Origin of the sequence: Tissierella sp. (genome assembly GCF_031460495.1) — a bacterium.
Lineage (GTDB): Bacteria > Bacillota > Clostridia > Tissierellales > Tissierellaceae > JAVKTS01.
In genome coordinates this window covers 72,287-90,320 of sequence record NZ_JAVKTS010000002.1, presented here as the reverse complement: position 1 = coordinate 90,320, position 18,034 = coordinate 72,287, and the positions used below count along the sequence as shown (strand labels likewise).

The window sequence follows — 18,034 nt, the reverse complement described above, 5'->3', positions numbered from 1 at the left end:
GATATACTATAAGGTTATATTTATCAATAAAAACATATAATACTATTTGATCTGTTAATTAGAATCAAATAGATTTATTAGTTAATAAGTTTTACAAATATATAAAATAATTGGAGGTAATTTTATGAATTTAAAGGATATTTTAGTAGTAAATCCAGAAGTTCAAAAGGCTCTTGACGAAAATAAACCTGTAGTAGCACTTGAGTCCACTATTATATCCCATGGGATGCCATATCCAAAGAATGTGGAAACAGCTCTTAATGTTGAAAAAATAGTTCGAGAAAATGGAGCTATTCCAGCTACTATTGCTATAATAGGCGGAAAGCTTTCTGTAGGTATTACTCATGAGGAAATTGACTATCTTGGAAAGAAAGGTCTTGATGTAACTAAGGCAAGTAGAAGGGATATTCCAATACTTGTAGCAAGGAAAGAAGATGGCGCTACTACTGTTGCTGCTACTATGATTATAGCTGCCCTTGCTGGAATAAAGATATTTGCCACAGGTGGAATAGGTGGTGTTCATAGAGGAGCTGAAACAACTATGGATATTTCAGCAGATCTTGAAGAATTAGCTAATACCAATGTAGCTGTTGTATGTGCTGGGGCAAAATCCATCTTGGACCTTGGCTTAACTATGGAATATCTAGAGACTAAGGGAGTTCCAGTTATCGGCTATGAAACAGATACACTTCCTGCTTTTTATACTAGAGATAGTGAATTTAAGGTAAATTATCGAATGGATACTCCAATTGAAATTGCGAAGTCCCTAAAGGCAAAGGAAGATTTAAATATGAAGGGTTCTATGGTCATTGCAAATCCTATTCCTGTAGAATATGCCATGGATAGCTCCTATATTTCAAAAGCAATAGAAGATGCAACTGTTGAAGTTGAAAAACTTGGTATCAAAGGAAAGGATACAACGCCTTATTTACTGGATAAAATTCAAAAGATAACAGAAGGTAAAAGCCTTGAAGCTAATATTCAATTGGTATATAACAATGTAAAATTAGGAGCGCAGATTTCTTCTGAATTATGTAAATTATAAGATTAGAGGGTCAATTCATCTCTAGTTAAAAAATCCTTGTGATGACTATATTATAGTTTCACAAGGATTTTTTATCATTAGAGAACCTCTCTTTATCTTACACTCAGGTGTTGCAAATATTTTCGTACATTTTTATAAACTTCTCTGCAGTATCTATCTCTTCTTCAGATAGTTCTCCTGAATTAATGATGTCAAGTAGTTCTTGATCTTCATCTAGTTTTATATAATGAGTTCTAAATATATAGACCAAGTTTATTGCTTCTTCTTTTTCTAGATTTAAAGATTGAATGAATTTAGTTTTATCTTTCTTGTACAGATTGACAATTACATTGGCAAACTCATTTACATATGCCCCATTGGGGTTGTTGTAGAGTTTGAGAATTAAAGATATTTCCTCGTTAGATAATCCTTCCTTGCTTAAATGTTGGAATATATCATCTATACTTTCTTGATATTCTCTATTTATCAAATCCCAATCAGCCCAATACAAACTATCTATTAACTCTAGACTCTCTTCTTTAGTTAAAAGATCTTTTTTTATAAAATTAATTATTTTTTCTTCAGTTTGTTTACTCATTGTCATATCCCTTTCAATATACGAATTTTCTTTATAAGCAGCAGTATGTATATTGAATTTACCCATTAATTTGATTCCTTATCAAAACAAATGAACTTAGGACATAAGTTGACTTATAGTATACTTAATTGTAATTCAACTTCTTTATATATTTATAATCATCCTCTATAGATATTATATTGATGCTACCATTATCTATTTTAAACTTAAAGAAATAATCTGGGTTATCGAATATCCATGACATGGCTAGTCGAATAACACAATCATGGGTAACTATTAGTATATTCTCCTTTTCTTTAGATATTTCTTCTATGAATGCCTTTACTCTATTGTATACATCTAATAAACTTTCTCCTTGGGGGATTACATAATTATTTGCATCCTCTAGCCATAGTTTGGTTTCATCAGAATAGACTTCTGATATTTCTTCAAAGGTTCTTCCAGTGAAGATTCCAAAATTAATCTCTCTGACTCTTAGCTCTTCTGTACCTACTAATCCTAAATTTTCTAAGGTTTCTACTGTTCTTGATAATGGGCTGTAATATACTTTATCATAAGTAAATTCTTTTAATGTTTCTTTAGTTCTTTTTATCTGCTCTATACCTTTTTCAGTAAGTGATGTATCATCTCTACTGAAAATCTTTTTTATATTATCCTCAGATTCCCCATGCCTTATCATTATTATATCCATATCATCACTCCCCAAAAGCTCAATAAGGAAATTGCCTCTCCTATTTCTATAATAGCACCATAGACATCTCCTGTTAGTCCATCTATTTTTTTACAAGATACATGTGAGATATATTCTCCAGCCAAAGCTGTAATCAATAATGGAATCAAATACCTTATATCTAATAATATCAAGATAGCTATATAGATAACTGCACTTGCAATCATTAGCTTCTCAGGTTTGCTACTATGAAAAAAATCTCCTAGACCCCCTGGTCTAGCGCTCTTTTTGTAGGATATTATTCTTGCAACAACTAATCTGCTATTAGCAAAGGACAGTATTATTGCTATTGGCAACATTTCAATACTTGCTATAAGTATAAATTTGAATAAAATCAAAAGAACAATGCTCAATACTCCAAAGGCTCCAATTCTGCTGTCCTTCATTATTTCTAAAGCCTTTTCCTTATCTCTATTGGAGAAGAAACCATCACAAGTATCTGAAAGTCCGTCTAAATGCAGGCCTCCTGTTGCTATTATAGTGGTAAGTAATGCAAGAAAAGAAGCAATAAGTTTATTATATGGAGAAATTAGATAGTAGACCAGTCCTCCTAATCCTCCAATTATAGCTCCAACTAAGGGTAGAAAAAATACCGAGTATTTGGCGTTTTTCTCATTAAAATCTACATTTATATTAATTGGTATTCTTGAAAAAAACTGCAAAGAAAGTATTAGCCCCTTTATCATTTAATTTTCACTGGTATGCCACAACATACCAAATAAACCTGATCTGTGAGTTGAGCTATCTGTTGGTTTACCCTTCCTTGAATATCTCTAAATACCCTAGATACATGGTGCTCAGGAACTATGGAATCTCCTACTTCGTTGGTAACTAAAACTAGATTATAATCCTTTGTTTTAATATTACTGATTAAGTTTTTGATTTCTAAAACTATAGTATCTTCTATGTCTCTTTGCATCTCATAATCTATATATTCTGCATCCTTAGATATATCAAACATAATATTGGATGTAAGGACTGTAATACAATCTAGAAGATAATTTTTTTCCTTATCTATAGCATCCTGAAGATTATAATTGCCTTCATAGGTTCTCCACTCCCGTGGTCTAGAATTTTGGTGCAGTTTTATTCTTTCTTCCATTTCATCGTCAAATATCTTAGATGTAGCAATATATACTACATCTTTTTTGTCCTTATATAGATTTTCTGCAAAACGACTCTTCCCTGATCTTGCTCCACCTGTAACTAAAGTAATCATTCTATCCCTCCATCTAAACAACATAGAGGGACTGTCCCTCTGTGTTACCTTTGTATTATTCTTCTCTTATATCTACTAATGCATCCCCATCTAAGGCTAATTCAGCAAATGTGCCCATATTTTCTAATGTATAAAGACCCGCTTCTATGATTTGAAATGTTAATGGACAACCTGATCCTTCTCCTAATCTCATACCTAAATTTAACATCGGTTTTAACTTTAATTCATTCAATACATATTGAGCTCCTGGTTCTCCTGATAAATGAGACGGAATTATATAGTCTTTAACCAATGGATTTAATTTAACAGCACAAAGAGCTGCTACACCAGAAATGAATCCATCTATTACTACAGGCTTTTTATTTTTAGCTGCTGATAAAACTACTCCACACATTCCACCTATATCAAAGCCTCCTACCTTTGCTAGTACATCAATTGGATCTTCTTTATTAGGCTTGTTTACCTCTATTCCTTTTCTGATTATATCCTTCTTGTTAGAATGTTGTTCAGCCGTAAGACCCGCTCCTTTTCCACAGGTTATATCTACATCTAAACCTGTTAAAGCAGATAAAACTGCTGCAGATGTAGTAGTATTTCCTATGCCTACCTCTCCAGTGCCTAAAATATCATATCCTTCACTATATAGTTTGTCCCCTATTTCTATACCTACTTCTATGGATTTAACTGCTTCTTCATAAGTCATAGCTGATTCTTTTACGAAGTTTTTTGTCCCATTTGCAATCTTTCTATTTATTATTTGTGGGTCATTTATTTCACCAATTACACCTAGATTTACTGTTACAATATCCGTATTTGTATATTTGCCCAATGTAGCAACACCAGTCAATCCCTTAGTCATGCTTTCTGTTAAAATCTTTGTAAATATTTGAGGTGCAGAACTTACTCCTTCATCTGCCACTCCATTGTCACTACACATTACAACTATGGCTTTTTTGTCGATTTTGTTAGCTACTTTACCAGTCATACCTGCTATTTTTATAGTAGCTTCTTCTAATGTACCTAAGCTACCCATAGGTTTCACTAATCCATCCCATTTTTCTCTAGTAATTTTCTTTGCATTCTCATCTACTGGCCCTATGAGATTTAATGTTTCTTTTAATGAATTCATATATATCCCACCTTTACAATTATTTTCGTCTTTTTAAATCATTTTGTTCCATTAACTTATTATTTATATAATCATAGCCTTTTGGTCTATGAGGTATTATGCAATATGAACAATCTTTGACTCCATCGTTGTCTATATTATTTCCACCACAATCCTCTAAAAGATATAATGGACAATAGCAAAACATACAATTGAATTCATCTTCTTTTTCTACCTTGTGACAGGGAAAATAGTCACAGGAAGTATTTCTATAAAATCTATATGAGTTTTCCATTTATTTCTCCCCCTTTTTTCCAAAAAAGACAACCTGACATTTCTTTTATCTTTTTTGTGAAAGTGTTCAAGCCCTTAACTAAATTTTTTCTCTGATGATTTTTTCTATATCATCTAGACTATATATACCTTTTTCTTCTTCTCTTCCTATTATTATTGGTATTATATCAAGCTCTTCACAAGCTCTTATTTTCTCAATGGTTCCACCTTTATCTCCACTATCTTTCATTATAACATAATCAACCCCATATTCTTTAAACATTATTTCATTATACTTTGTAGAAAATGGTCCTAGGACTGCTACTATATCATACATTGAAATCTTGTATTTCCTACATTCTTCTATGCTGTCTAAGGCTGGTAGTACTCTATAAATGAATCTATTGCCCTTTCTTACCTTTTCAAAATCACCAATATTTTTTGACCCTGTTGTGAAAAATACTGTTCCTGAAATATTAGATAGATATTCGTAAGCAGCTTCATAGCTATTTAAGTAAATTGCACTTCTTGCCATATTTATCTTTTTTCTAACATATCTAATATAGTCAATATTTAGCTTGTCTGCTATTTTCTTAGCGTATTGGGATACTATTTTTGCATAGGGATGGGTTAAATCTACTATTAATGATATATTACGGTCTTGGCAGAAGCTCATCATTTCCTCATAATTCATTCTAGCTACTATGAGTCTATGAGTATTGATAAATTCTTTGCCTCCTTCTGTGGCTATGGTGGCAATATAGTTATCTAAATCTTTTATTCTTTCTATTATTTCCCTTGCTTCACTGGTACCTGCGATAATCCAAATCATTTTATACTATATCCTCTCAATATAATTATTTATTATCCTTCTCATAGAAATTAATACTTCCTATGTCCTTTGATATAGATATTGTAATACCATTATATTTAGCTTTTTTTGCAATTAAATTTCCTCCAAGCAAGTATGCTGCGGGCTCAGAAACTGAATAAACTCCTATGGTATCCTTAACAAACTGAGACTTGTCAAAATTATCTTCTACTTCTTTTATTTCATCAATGGTAAATATCTTCATTGGACAATTGAAGTACTCCGCTGCCTCAATAATTCCTTTTTCATCTTTTTTTACTTCAACTGTTCCAATGGCCTTGATACTCCTATCGGATAAATTTACTTGCCCAAGGGTTGTCTCTATTGCCTCAATAATTCTTCTTCCTTCTATACCTTTCCTACAACCTATACCAATATTAATATTTTTAGGTCTCAAATATGCTATTGGAATATCATTGTCCTGATTTTCTAAATTTGCTGAACTAATTATAATCATGCCCTCTACGCCAGAGGTAATTTCATTCAGAATAACATCTTTCAATGATAAAACTTGAAGATTAGGATAATCTATTATTTTGTCCTCTTCAGAGTAGAAAGCAATGCTTTTACCATTTACCATCATTGCTGTAATATTTTTTATAGCTTCCATATCTTCTATATAATATTTATTTTTCTGAGCAAACATATCTAAAGACTCTATATTTCTATTATCAGATGCTGTGGTAATGACAGGAATGGCATTTATCATTTCCCCTATCCATTTGGATAATTCATTTGCTCCACCTAAATGCCCTGATAATAGGGATATGGAAAATCTTCCACAATCGTCTATTACCACAATTGCTGGATCTATGCTTTTATCCTTTATATATGGATTTATCATCCTTACAGCTATTCCAGTAGAAGAAATAAATACAAAGCCATCATATTCATCCCAAGAACTGCTCAAAAAACCTTTTATTCCACCATGTATATCCTTATTATAAAGATGATGAATTACATGAAATTTGCTCTCTATATCTAAAGATTTCAGTTTATCACCTAGAATTTTACCTTTTTCAGTAAATGACAAACAAGCTATTTTCATTTTGATGCACTCCTGAATTTATGTGTAAAACTTGGATCATATAGCTTTGATCTTTCGTAATCCCCTTCTATAAAATCACCAACTAAAATTTGAGCCATCTTATTGATCCCTTCTTTTTTTACCTTTTCTTCAATATCCTTAAGAGTACCAAATATAATTTTTTCATCCTCCCATGTTGCTTTATACACTATGGCAACTGGCACATCATCACTGCCATATCCCTTTATTAGTTTCTCAACTACTCTATGAATTTCTTGTACTGAAAGGAATATTGCCATTGAAGCTCTATGCTTAGCCAAAGATTCAAGGTCCTCCTCCTCAGGTACTGGAGTGTGGCCTTCTATTCGAGTTAGTATTATGGTCTGAGATACATCAGGAAGTGTCAACTCCTTTTTAATAGATGCACAAGCAGCTGTAAATGAGCTGACTCCTGGTATAACCTCATAGGAAATACCCTTATTATCTAACAAATCCATTTGCTCTCTTATGGCTCCATAAATTGTAGGATCTCCTGTATGAAGTCTAACTAGCTTTAGATCTTTCTTTGTTGAGTCTTCCATTACTTCAATTACCTCTTCTAATGTCATTGAAGCTGAATTATGCAATTGAACTTCTCCTTTGCAAAATTCTAAATGTTCTTTGGATACTAATGAACCTGCATATATGACTACATCTGCCTCTTCTAAGAGCTTTCTTCCTTTTACTGTAATTAAATCTACATTTCCTGGTCCTGCACCTACAAAACTAATCATTAGATTTCACTCCTTTTACTATAAAGATTGGATTTTGCCCTTTTAATAGTCCTATTTTGTCCATGACTGATGCTTGGATTAATTGTACTTCTATATCTTTGTAGTTATATTTGTTTAAAAATTCAATGAACTTATTTAGATTTTTCAAGGTTATGAAATTCCCACATACGATTCCCTTGCCCTCTAGATTTTCTTCTAGATATAAGAATATTTCTTCTAATTTGCTAGCAGAGCCTCCTATAAAGCATTTATTAAATCTATCTGTGGGAAGGGCATCTGGAGCTTGTCCATGTATTAAATGAATATCTGTGCCAAAGTTTTTACTATTAATCCCTATTAGTTCTATGCCCTCTTTTTCCTTTTCTATTGCACAAACTTTAGCTCCATGAAGGGCTGCTTCTATGGATATAGAGCCTGTCCCTGCTCCAATGTCCAGTAGTCTATCTCCTTCTTCTATGGCTAAGTATCCCATTGTTAGTACCCTGATATTAAATTTAGTCATGGGAATATTGCCTCTCATGAATTCCTCATCTTTAATCCATTTCATTTTCAATAACCACCACTCCTAGGGAAGATACATCTTCTATTTCTTCTCCAATATTTTTGATAATTACTTTTTCATCATCATAGGATAGATTGAATCCTGTATAAATTTTTCCCCTAATTCCTAATCCATAAAGTTCCTTTGATATATTGCTTGCCGTATTATCCTTATCTATAAGTAATATAGTAAGTTTCTTTCCCTTAATTTCTTTTAATTCCTCACTTCTTCCGTGGAGGGACAAAAAAAATGATTCCTGCCATGGTTTTTGAAGTTTTGCCAGCATATATTGGAATGAAGATATGCCAGGTAAGACCTCTTTTATAGGTATTTCTTTTCTTTTAATAAAATCTACTATACCAAAAAAATTCGGATCTCCTGAGGCAAGTAAAAGAGTTTCTTTGTCTTTATCTATATAGTTTAATATTTCATCCACTTTATTTACTTGCACAATATCATCTCGGATATCAGTTAATGAGTTTGCAACTCTACCAAATCCCAGTATATACTCTGCTTCCTCTATTTTCTCTCTAACATCATAGGTTAAATATCTGGGATTCCCTGGTCCTACACCTGCTATAGTCAGCATATGCTCACTCCCCTTTCCATGGAATAGATGATTACCTTAATATTATAGCTTTCATCCTTTAGATATTTTCTTATTCTATCTTCTGCACCCTTTTCCATATGCTTTTTAACATGACCATATCCTGCTTCTATGCAGATATTTAAGCCTTCCTCAGCTGTAATTGAGTTGTTTACTCTATTTAGTAATTCCATTGGTGCTCCCATTAATGATAAATAGTAGATAAAGGCTTCCATTCTTCCATCACATACTTTACTGTGAGTATTAAATACTCCTATAGATAATTTTGCAAATTTGCCTATATGACCTATTAAGGTAATGGACTTAAATCCCTTATGATATACATATAAAAGACTATCCCCAAAAAAATTAGAAACCTTTACCATGGGCTTATGGATACCCATTGATTCAGATATCTTTTCTCCATAATTCCCTGGTACCAGAACTATATGATCTTTTCCGTATGTCTCCTCTGCCATATCCACTTCCATATAAATGGTTTTTATTAGGGCTTCCTCAGACATTGGATACACTATACCTTTAGTTCCTATAATAGAGATTCCACCTTCAATCCCTATATTTTCATTAAATGTCTTTTTCCCAATAATCTCACCATGGGGTGAAAATATAAGTACATCATATCCACTATTTGAGACTTCTTTTAATTCTTTTTGAATCATCTCTCTAGGTATTGGATTGATAGCTGCTTCTCCTACCTTACCAAATAGGCCTTTTCTTTTTATTCTTCCAATCCCTGTTCCCCCATCTATATTTATCTTTCCATCTTCCCTTTTTCTGACTTCTGCAAATATTTCTATCCCATCAGTATTATCAGGGTCATCTCCAGCATCTTTGACAATAGAGCAGATTGCTATATTATCTTCGATAAATGGATTTGTCACTTCAAGCTTTAATCTAACATCTGCAGGTGTATCTATCTCAACATATTTTATTATCCCACCTGTTTCAAGCATAATGGCAGCAGCCTTAGTTGCTGCAGCTGCACAGGAACCTGTAGTATATCCACATCTCAAACTCTTCCCTTCCTTAATTACATATAAATCTAAGGTCATCTGCCTACCACCATATATAATAGGGCATTGATAATGGAAGCTGCTACATTACTTCCACCCTTATTTCCTACGGTGGATATTGATGGTATATTAAACTCTCTTAAATATTCCTTTGACTCTGCCGCACCTACAAAGCCAACAGGGACTCCTACTATTAGTTTTGGATTGACCTTACCTTCTTTAACTAACTCCAATATCCTAAACAAGGCAGTAGGTGCATTGCCAATGACAAATACTTCCACCCCATCTTTAACAGCTAAATCCACTGCACAGGCAGACCTTGTAGTTCCCAACTCTTTAGATAGAGCAAAAACTCGTTCATCATCTATATAGCATTTTAATTCACACCCCGATTTATTAAGGGCTGGCTTGTTGATTCCAATAGAGGCCATCTTTGTATCTGTAAATATAATATTTTTTTCTAAAATAACCTTTTTTGCCTCTTCAATAAAATTATTTTTAAATACAATTATATTCCTATAATCAAAATCTCCAGTAGTATGAATCATTCTCTTTGCAATTATTTTTTCTTCCTCTGAGAAATTAGTATCTCCCATGACCTCATCGATAATATCCATGCTCTTATTTTCTATTTCCATAGGATTTTTAATATACATTTCTTATTCTCCTTTGCTATGATTTTCTGCATAACTCAGTAAATATTCAAAGCACTCCATATTTCCAAGGAAATTAATATGCTGGTAATATGCCAATACATTCTTATATATATATCCACATTGCCATGTTTTTTTATTATTCATTGGCTTAGTAATATTAAATACAGTTGAATCATTTATGTGTATGGCAGAACGATGATATTCATTTCCAGTAATTATACTGCCCTTCTTGCCCAATATGGTATCTTGCTTTAATTCCAAATTCACATATCCAAATCTTTGTAGCCTATCTGTCATAACTGCATTTCCTGTAAATATGTTGCACATTGGATAATCTTCTATTGAGGATACTAGATACATAAGACCCCCTGCCTCAGCTAATATTATCCTACCCTTCATAGCATTTTTTCTTATGGTATTTATCATATCTGTATTTGATGATAATTCCTCCTTATACAGCTCTGGATATCCGCCCCCAATATATATAATATCCGCTTCTGGGATTTCCTTATCTTTAAGAGGAGAAAAATATTCTACTTTACATGTATTTTCTAGTAAATTTAAATTTTCATTATAATAAAAGTTAAAGGCATCATCATAGGCTATGGCAACTCTTATATCCCTTTTTTTCAGACTTTTATTGGGAATAATCTCTACATCTCTAGCTAAGTCTAAAAGCAAATCTATATCTATGGTCTTTTCCACAGTTTCAGCTACTTTAGACATAAATTCTTCACAATTAGTATTTTCATAAATTTGCATTAAGCCAAGATATCTACTTTCTACTTCTAGGGATAAATCTTTTGGAAGATAGCCTAATACTTTTACATCTATGTATTCCTCTATTTTCTCCTTTAATAGTAAGTACATCTCCTTGCTTACTTTATTGAGTATAATTCCTCTAATCTTTGAATCTGGAAATTCTACTATCCCCTTTATTTTTGGAATGGCTGAAAACATCTCTCCTTGAGGGCTATATACTAAAATGGCAGGTATGTCCAGTTCCTTAGATATATGAAAACTGGAGTTTTCAAAGGTATTATATATGCCATCAAAATATCCCATGGCTCCCTCTATTAAGGCATATTCTCCATAATTCATGGCCATAGATTCTTTAATTCCTTTTCTTCCCATTAAATGCATATCAAGATTTCCAGCCCGTTTCTTTGAAGCCACTTCTAAATACTTTCTATCGATAAAATCTGGGCCCGTTTTAAAAGCAGATATATCTATTCCCCTATTTTTTATTGCCCTAGTTAATCCAAGGGTAATAGTGGTTTTACCGGTATTACTAGATGGAGCAGTAATCATTATAGATTCCATTTATATACACTCCAGTTCTTTAAAGATTTCTATAAGTCTCATATTATCTTCCCTGCTCTTTATGGCAAGTCTAATATGCTTTGTATCAAGATCAATGAAACTTGAACATTTCCTTATTACTATTCCTCTTTTTACGAAAAAATCAAATACAAATTCTTCATCCCATTTTAGTAACTTAACTAAAATATAATTGCTTTCTGTATGATATACCTTTATACTGGAAATCCTTGATAGTTCTGCGATCATGTACTTTCTTTCATTATCTATATACTTTTTACTTTCATCTATATATTCTTTGTCTTTAAATATGTATCTTCCTGCTGATTCTGCCAAGGAATTAACGCTCCAAGGTAACTGAATTTTAGATATCCTTTCAGCTAAAGATATAGATGTGCAACCATAGCCTAGTCTTATGCCAGGTAATGCAAAGAATTTTGTTGCAGCTCTTATAATACCTAGATTTTCATAATTACTTTGTCTAAAAAGCTCTATACTATCATAGTCTATAGGACAGAACTCAAAGAATGCCTCATCTAATAATAAATATGCTCCAGATTTTACAATGCTATTATATAACATTATCAATTCTACTTTATCAATTCTTAGGCCTGTTGGATTGTTGGGATTACCTAATATTACTAGATCATCTTTTTGAATCTTATTTCCTATAGTTAAGCTATCTATTGTATAATCTAAATTATATGGAACTCTAATGACTTCCTTTTTATGAACAATAGCTCTTTTCTCATATTCAGAAAAGGATGGAGTACAAATCAACACTCTATTGGATATGTCTATAAAATTGTCAATTAGCTCTACTGCACCATTTCCAACTACTATATTAGCAATACTACAATTTAAATATTGAGATATAGCTTCTTTTAGCTTTCTATACTTTATGTCTGGATATGCCTCTAAATCTTTGAAGCTATCTATGAGCACTTTCTCTAATCCCTTTGGTGGTCCTAAGGGATTTATATTGCTGCTATAATCTATTAACTCTCCATTATAGCAATTTTCATAGGATAATAAATCTCCTCCATGTTCCAATTTCTTCACCTTCTTTACACGATCTTATTTGGTATAAAATATGGACAATTATTTACTTCATCCTTGTATATATTAGACTCTATTCTAAATACATCCTTTAATAATTCTGATCTTATAATACTATCTGGCTTCCCGTATTGAAAAATCTCTCCATCTTTTATTACATAAATATTATCTGAATATCTTGCTGCTTGATTTAAATCATGTAAAACCATAATAACTGTAATACCTAAGGATTGGTTTAATTCCTTTACTAGTTCCAATACTTCCAATTGATAGGATATGTCTAAATAAGTAGTTGGCTCATCAAGAATTAATATCTTTGGGTTTTGTGCTAAAGCCATGGCAATCCAAGCTCTTTGTCTTTCTCCACCTGATAAAGTAACTACATGTCTATTTCTAAGTTCTATAAGTCCAGTCTTTTCAATAGCCCAATCGATTATACTTTTATCATCCTTACTCATTCTTTTTTTAAAACTTAGATGAGGGTATCTTCCATAGGAAACTAAACTTTCTACAGTGATATCTTGAGATACATTCTTTACCTGTGGTAATATGGCCATCTCCCTGGCTATTTCCTTGGTTGGTATTTTATATATATCCTTTCCATTAAGGAATATCCTTCCTGTATGTGGTCTTAGGCATCTTGACAGTGCTTTAATAAGTGTAGTTTTTCCTGAGCCGTTTGGTCCAATAATTGTAACTATTTCACCACTATTTATTTTTACATTGGCATCTTTCAATACTAATTTGTCTCCATATTTAATTTGTAAGTTTACAGCTTCTATCCCCATTACTTAGCTACCTCCTTTTTTCTCAATAAATAAAGAAAGAAAGGTGCTCCTAATGCTGACATAATAATCCCCACTGGAATTTCAGTTGGCGCAAATAATATTCTAGCTAAAGTGTCACATATCATCACAATGGATCCGCCAAAGAAAAGGGTTCCTGGAAAAAGATATCTATAATCTGATCCAACAAATAATCTAGCCATATGAGGTACTATAAGGCCAACAAATCCCAATAAACCTACTACAGATACAGCTGCTCCTGCCAATAAAGATGAGATTATAATAAATAGAAATCTTGTCCTCTCTACCTTTAATCCTAGACCCGTGGCTACTTCATCACCTAACATAAGAATATTTAATTTATCTGGTAAAAATAGCAATAGTATGACTCCTAGTATTGCATAGGGTAGAATCATCCTTACATCCTTCCAAGTAATAGCAGATAATCCTCCCACCATAAATCCTAAGACCCCTTGTACTCTATCTGGGAAAAATGTCATAAGCCCATTGCTACCTGCACTAAAGAGCGATGATACTGCTACTCCTGCTAGTACCAGCCTTGTAGGAAGTACACCTTCTTTCCATGCCAAGGAATATATAAATAATGTGGCTGATAAGGCTCCAATAAAAGCTCCTATTGGCACTAAGTAATAATATTGTGGGAAGATTATTAGAATAATTAAAGCAAAGAAGCCTCCCCCGGAGGAAACTCCTATGATATTGGGTCCTGCCAGGGGATTTCTCATAATTCCTTGAAGTATTGCACCGGACAATGATAAACATATGCCTACTAAGGCTGCAACTATGGTTCTTGGTAGTCTTACATTCCATATTATTTGAAAATTAGTTGTATCCTGTTCAACAAATATGGACTTAATTATACTTAAAGGACTAATTTTCACTGCTCCATTACCAACGCTAAAAAAGAAACTCACTATGAATAATAGTATAAAAACGCCTAGGATTATAGTCTTTTTAGATTCATTTTCAATATACTTAATCATAGCACTCTCCTATTGTTTATTTAAATACCTCTGGATATAGAATCTTTGCTAATTCTTCATAGGCTTCTGCATATCTTTCATTTGCCTTATAGGTATATAAACTTTTATCTAATAATATATATCTATCATTTTTTACTGCTGATAAAGATGACCATGCAGGATTTGATTTAACATCATTTATTAATCTTTCTTCAATTGCTGCCATATCAGACCCCATGGCTTGTACGAAAATAAAATCGGGATCCTCTTCAATAATCTTTTCAAGACTAAAGTTCTTATCACTTAAGGTATCATTTGATGAATCTGCTATATTTATGGTATTGAGATCTTTAAACATTTCTCCTATTGTGGTTTCTGAATTCCTAGCATTGATATTATTTTTTGTCGCCATTATAATAAGTACTTTTAATTCTTTGTCCTTAGGAACATTATCGATTATTCTTTGAGTTTCTTCTTTTACAACTTTTGTATCTTGCTCATATACTTCCATATTGTCGTTTAATGCTGCAAATATCTTAGATATTTTAAAATAATCATCTTTAAATTGATAATCCAATACCATGATTGGAATGTTATTTTCTTCTAGGGCTGGAATCATGTCAAGATGTGATTTCGTATTATAGCTTAAAACTACTAAATCAGGCTCTAATGCTATAACTTTCTCAAGACTTATGGAACCTTGCTTGCCAAGTGTTTCCACATGGTCAGTTCCTGGTATAAAGTCTTCATTTGAAGGCTCCACCATTCCTACCATATCTCCTCCATTTCTAACCCAAATATTTGCAAAAGATGCAAAAAGTACTACTGCTCTTTCAGGATTCTTATTTATTGTAACTTCCTCATTTCTTCCATCAGTAAATTGTACTGTATCATCTGTAATTATGATTCCATATTCATCCATCATATCTTCAGTTGAAGTGGAAATAGATTCAATTTCTTTACTGTTGTCTTCAATCCTAGCTATTGGTTTATCATTTTCCTTAGATTTACACCCTGCCAAGCTTCCTGCTATTAGTACTATGACTAGTATTAATAATAATGCTTTTTTATTTTTCATTGTAATCCTCCTAGTTTTTCTAGCATAACTGATAATATGTAGTCATTATCATTAAATGCCATATGGTTTTCTGATAATATCCTTTCTTAGTATGTATTAGATCCTTCCTCAACCACCTTTCTTTTATCTTTAAAGGAATAATCATTTATTACTAAATTAGCTGACCTACAATGGAAAATAAAAATCCCTAACCTGAAATCAGATTAGGGATGGAAATTATACTAGTGTTAAAAATTATGTAAAAATAGTACAATTACGAGCTTTTCCTTCCCACCGAAGGTCACTTAATACTATTAGGCAGGTCTCCTGACTTGTGAATCATTTTACTCTCAACACCTTCCCAGATTTCTCCAGTGGTATAAGTTGATTTCATCATCACTTACAGTAGCGGGGGCTGTATCGGACTTTAACCGATTTCCCTATTAATCTTGTAGAACCTAATGTAATTATATTTAGTTTTCTTTTTTATGCTATCACAATCCTATGTTTAATTCAAGTTAATTCTACAATAAATAGTTCAATGCAAAATAAGTGATTAAAAGTAAAAATTCACTACGATACATAATTTCTATAGTATTATTAATATCTACTTTTGTAATATCATTTATCCTATCACCAATTGTTGGCTTCTCTACTAACTTTCCATGATAATAATTGTTTCCACCTAACTGAATACCTAGAAGCCCTGCCACAGCTCCCTCTGGATAGGCACAATTTGGGCTTTTATGATTTTTTCTATCTCTTATCATTACTTTGATACCATCTTTTGCATTGAATTTCCCTAGAGAACTTAGGCACATTAATATTCCAGTTAACCTAGAAGGAATATAGTTAAATATATCGTCCACTTTTGCAGGAAAATATCCAAGGTCTATGTACTTCTCATTCATATATCCTAACATAGAGTCCATAGTATTTATAAACTTATAAGCTAGTCCTCCAGGAGCACCTAAAAGCATTATATAAAATAATGGAGCAATGACCCCATCAGATGTGTTCTCTGCCACAGTTTCTACCGTCGCTTTTATAATTTCTTCCTCTGCAAGATTTTTAGTTTCTCTACCAACTATGTAGCTAAGCCTTGTCCTTCCTTGTTCTATGCTAATATTTATGGCTTTAGAAACTTTAATAGCCTCATCATGTAAACATCTGGCAGCTATACAAGTATAGATCAAATAGGTATTTACTATGATATATAGTATTTTATACTGTTTTAAAAATTGTAAAAATACATATGGCACAAAAAAACCTAGTGAAATATTTATTATAACAATGATAAATCCAGCTAATTTTAGTCCTTGTTTCGACCTAGCTACTCTTCTGGCTAATTTATCTTCAAAGGAAATTATTCTGCCCATTAGCTTTACCGGATGAGGAAAGCTATATGGATCTCCAATAATAAAATCTAGAATTACTGCAAGTATTATACTAATTAGCATCTTTAATTCTCCTTACCTGACGACCAAAGGTCGTCCCTACTTTCCTCTATTGGCTATTGTCTATTCACTACTCACTATTCGCAGATTTATTTTACTCCCATAATCCTATAAACAAAATCCATATCCATATGCTCCCGTAAAACATTTGCCCATTTACTTAATTCTCTTTCCATTTGCTCTTCTGTCTGTGGTTTTGTATTGCACTCTTTCTCATAATCTACTAAGGAATCCTCATCAACTAATTCTAAATGTGTAAAAGGTATAGTGCCTATAACTGGTATATTTAATATTTCTTCAATCATTTTAATTCCCGAATCTAATAAAGTCTTATCACCTCTAAATTTATTGATTATAAGACCCTTTATCCTCTTTCTTTCATGCTCTTCCAGTAACATCACAGTACCATAAAGGGAAGCAAATACTCCTCCTCTATCTATATCTGCTACTAAAAGCACTGGAGCATCTGCCATTTCAGCCATACCCATATTGACTATATCATTTTGCTTTAAGTTAATTTCTGCTGGGCTACCTGCTCCTTCAATAACAATTATATCATTTTCCTTTTCTATCTTTTTATATGTATCTAAAATCATTGGCTTAAGAGTATTTTTATACTTGAAATATTCTATAGCCTCCATGTGTTCCTGATCTTCACCTTTTATAACCACCATTGATCCTATATCAGTTCTTGGTATAAGTAAGATTGGATTCATATTTGGATCTGGTTCTAGTCCAGCTGCCATTGCTTGCAAGGTTTGAGCTGTACTTATTTTATATCCTTCTTTAGTAGTATAGTATTTTGATGACATATTCTGAGATTTAAAGGGATATACCTTATATCCATCTTCTTTAAATATCTTACATAACCCTGTACACATAAGACTCTTACCTGCAGAAGAAGTAGTTCCTTGTATCATAATATTTGTCATT

21 protein-coding genes and 1 riboswitch are annotated in these 18,034 nt (G+C 32.4%); of the genes, 1 reads left to right on the top strand and 20 read right to left on the bottom strand.

What is annotated here, in order from left to right:
* The first annotated feature begins 124 nt into the window (after positions 1-124).
* Positions 125-1,045, top strand: a complete 921-nt coding sequence (locus RIN63_RS04180; protein WP_310443422.1) for a pseudouridine-5'-phosphate glycosidase — start codon at positions 125-127, stop codon at positions 1,043-1,045.
* 103 nt (positions 1,046-1,148) lie between these two features.
* On the opposite strand, the gene RIN63_RS04175 is transcribed toward RIN63_RS04180, so the two are convergent.
* The 20 genes from RIN63_RS04175 to RIN63_RS04080 all read right to left on the bottom strand — a co-directional run bounded on the left by RIN63_RS04175 (position 1,149) and on the right by RIN63_RS04080 (position 18,033).
* Positions 1,149-1,622: a hypothetical protein gene (locus RIN63_RS04175; protein WP_310443421.1), complete on the bottom strand. Its 474-nt coding sequence runs from the start codon at positions 1,620-1,622 to the stop codon at positions 1,149-1,151.
* Between the two features lie 124 nt (positions 1,623-1,746).
* Positions 1,747-2,313 carry a histidine phosphatase family protein gene (locus RIN63_RS04170; protein ID WP_310443420.1) on the bottom strand — a complete coding sequence of 189 codons (567 nt, stop codon included), beginning with the start codon at positions 2,311-2,313 and terminating at the stop codon, positions 1,747-1,749.
* Positions 2,304-3,038: an adenosylcobinamide-GDP ribazoletransferase gene (cobS, locus tag RIN63_RS04165; RefSeq protein WP_310443419.1), complete on the bottom strand. Its 735-nt coding sequence runs from the start codon at positions 3,036-3,038 to the stop codon at positions 2,304-2,306. The genes RIN63_RS04170 and cobS overlap by 10 nt, the downstream gene beginning before the upstream one ends.
* Positions 3,035-3,571 (bottom strand): bifunctional adenosylcobinamide kinase/adenosylcobinamide-phosphate guanylyltransferase, encoded by a 537-nt coding sequence (gene cobU / locus RIN63_RS04160; RefSeq protein WP_310443418.1) that lies wholly within the window; start codon positions 3,569-3,571, stop codon positions 3,035-3,037. Before cobU ends, cobS begins: the two co-directional genes overlap by 4 nt.
* Positions 3,572-3,626: 55 nt before the next feature.
* Positions 3,627-4,700 carry a nicotinate-nucleotide--dimethylbenzimidazole phosphoribosyltransferase gene (cobT, locus tag RIN63_RS04155; protein ID WP_310443417.1) on the bottom strand — a complete coding sequence of 358 codons (1,074 nt, stop codon included), beginning with the start codon at positions 4,698-4,700 and terminating at the stop codon, positions 3,627-3,629.
* A gap of 19 nt (positions 4,701-4,719) precedes the next feature.
* The gene (locus RIN63_RS04150) at positions 4,720-4,974 is read right to left on the bottom strand and encodes a cysteine-rich small domain-containing protein (protein ID WP_310443416.1); all 255 of its coding nucleotides are present in this window, start codon (positions 4,972-4,974) and stop codon (positions 4,720-4,722) included.
* 78 nt (positions 4,975-5,052) lie between these two features.
* Positions 5,053-5,784 (bottom strand): precorrin-6A reductase, encoded by a 732-nt coding sequence (gene cobK, locus RIN63_RS04145; protein ID WP_310443415.1) that lies wholly within the window; start codon positions 5,782-5,784, stop codon positions 5,053-5,055.
* Between the two features lie 25 nt (positions 5,785-5,809).
* Positions 5,810-6,871, bottom strand: coding sequence for a cobalt-precorrin 5A hydrolase (gene cbiG / locus RIN63_RS04140; RefSeq protein ID WP_310443414.1), 1,062 nt, complete (start codon positions 6,869-6,871; stop codon positions 5,810-5,812).
* Positions 6,868-7,623, bottom strand: a complete 756-nt coding sequence (gene cobM, locus RIN63_RS04135; protein WP_310443413.1) for a precorrin-4 C(11)-methyltransferase — start codon at positions 7,621-7,623, stop codon at positions 6,868-6,870. Before cobM ends, cbiG begins: the two co-directional genes overlap by 4 nt.
* Complete coding sequence (gene cbiT, locus RIN63_RS04130) at positions 7,616-8,170, bottom strand: precorrin-6Y C5,15-methyltransferase (decarboxylating) subunit CbiT (RefSeq protein ID WP_310443412.1); 555 nt, start codon at positions 8,168-8,170, stop codon at positions 7,616-7,618. The genes cobM and cbiT overlap by 8 nt, the downstream gene beginning before the upstream one ends.
* On the bottom strand, positions 8,157-8,753 hold the full coding sequence (cbiE, locus tag RIN63_RS04125; protein WP_310443411.1) for a precorrin-6y C5,15-methyltransferase (decarboxylating) subunit CbiE: 597 nt from the start codon (positions 8,751-8,753) through the stop codon (positions 8,157-8,159). Before cbiE ends, cbiT begins: the two co-directional genes overlap by 14 nt.
* Positions 8,747-9,823 carry a cobalt-precorrin-5B (C(1))-methyltransferase CbiD gene (gene cbiD / locus RIN63_RS04120; protein ID WP_310443410.1) on the bottom strand — a complete coding sequence of 359 codons (1,077 nt, stop codon included), beginning with the start codon at positions 9,821-9,823 and terminating at the stop codon, positions 8,747-8,749. Before cbiD ends, cbiE begins: the two co-directional genes overlap by 7 nt.
* Positions 9,820-10,440: a precorrin-8X methylmutase gene (locus RIN63_RS04115; protein WP_310443409.1), complete on the bottom strand. Its 621-nt coding sequence runs from the start codon at positions 10,438-10,440 to the stop codon at positions 9,820-9,822. The genes cbiD and RIN63_RS04115 overlap by 4 nt, the downstream gene beginning before the upstream one ends.
* A 3-nt stretch (positions 10,441-10,443) precedes the next feature.
* A complete protein-coding gene (locus tag RIN63_RS04110; RefSeq protein WP_310443408.1) occupies positions 10,444-11,763 on the bottom strand; it encodes a cobyrinate a,c-diamide synthase in 1,320 nt (439 codons plus the stop codon).
* Positions 11,764-12,813 carry a histidinol-phosphate transaminase gene (locus RIN63_RS04105; RefSeq protein ID WP_310443407.1) on the bottom strand — a complete coding sequence of 350 codons (1,050 nt, stop codon included), beginning with the start codon at positions 12,811-12,813 and terminating at the stop codon, positions 11,764-11,766.
* A gap of 14 nt (positions 12,814-12,827) precedes the next feature.
* Positions 12,828-13,607, bottom strand: a complete 780-nt coding sequence (locus RIN63_RS04100) for an ABC transporter ATP-binding protein (protein WP_310443406.1) — start codon at positions 13,605-13,607, stop codon at positions 12,828-12,830.
* On the bottom strand, positions 13,607-14,608 hold the full coding sequence (locus RIN63_RS04095; RefSeq protein WP_310443405.1) for an iron ABC transporter permease: 1,002 nt from the start codon (positions 14,606-14,608) through the stop codon (positions 13,607-13,609). Before RIN63_RS04095 ends, RIN63_RS04100 begins: the two co-directional genes overlap by 1 nt.
* Positions 14,609-14,624: 16 nt before the next feature.
* Positions 14,625-15,665 carry an ABC transporter substrate-binding protein gene (locus RIN63_RS04090; RefSeq protein WP_310443404.1) on the bottom strand — a complete coding sequence of 347 codons (1,041 nt, stop codon included), beginning with the start codon at positions 15,663-15,665 and terminating at the stop codon, positions 14,625-14,627.
* A gap of 278 nt (positions 15,666-15,943) precedes the next feature.
* Positions 15,944-16,121: riboswitch (cobalamin riboswitch) on the bottom strand.
* Between the two features lie 47 nt (positions 16,122-16,168).
* Positions 16,169-17,104, bottom strand: a complete 936-nt coding sequence (gene cbiB, locus RIN63_RS04085) for an adenosylcobinamide-phosphate synthase CbiB (protein WP_310443403.1) — start codon at positions 17,102-17,104, stop codon at positions 16,169-16,171.
* Positions 17,105-17,190: 86 nt separating this feature from the next.
* Complete coding sequence (locus tag RIN63_RS04080; protein WP_310443402.1) at positions 17,191-18,033, bottom strand: cobyric acid synthase; 843 nt, start codon at positions 18,031-18,033, stop codon at positions 17,191-17,193.
* Position 18,034 lies beyond the last annotated feature (1 nt).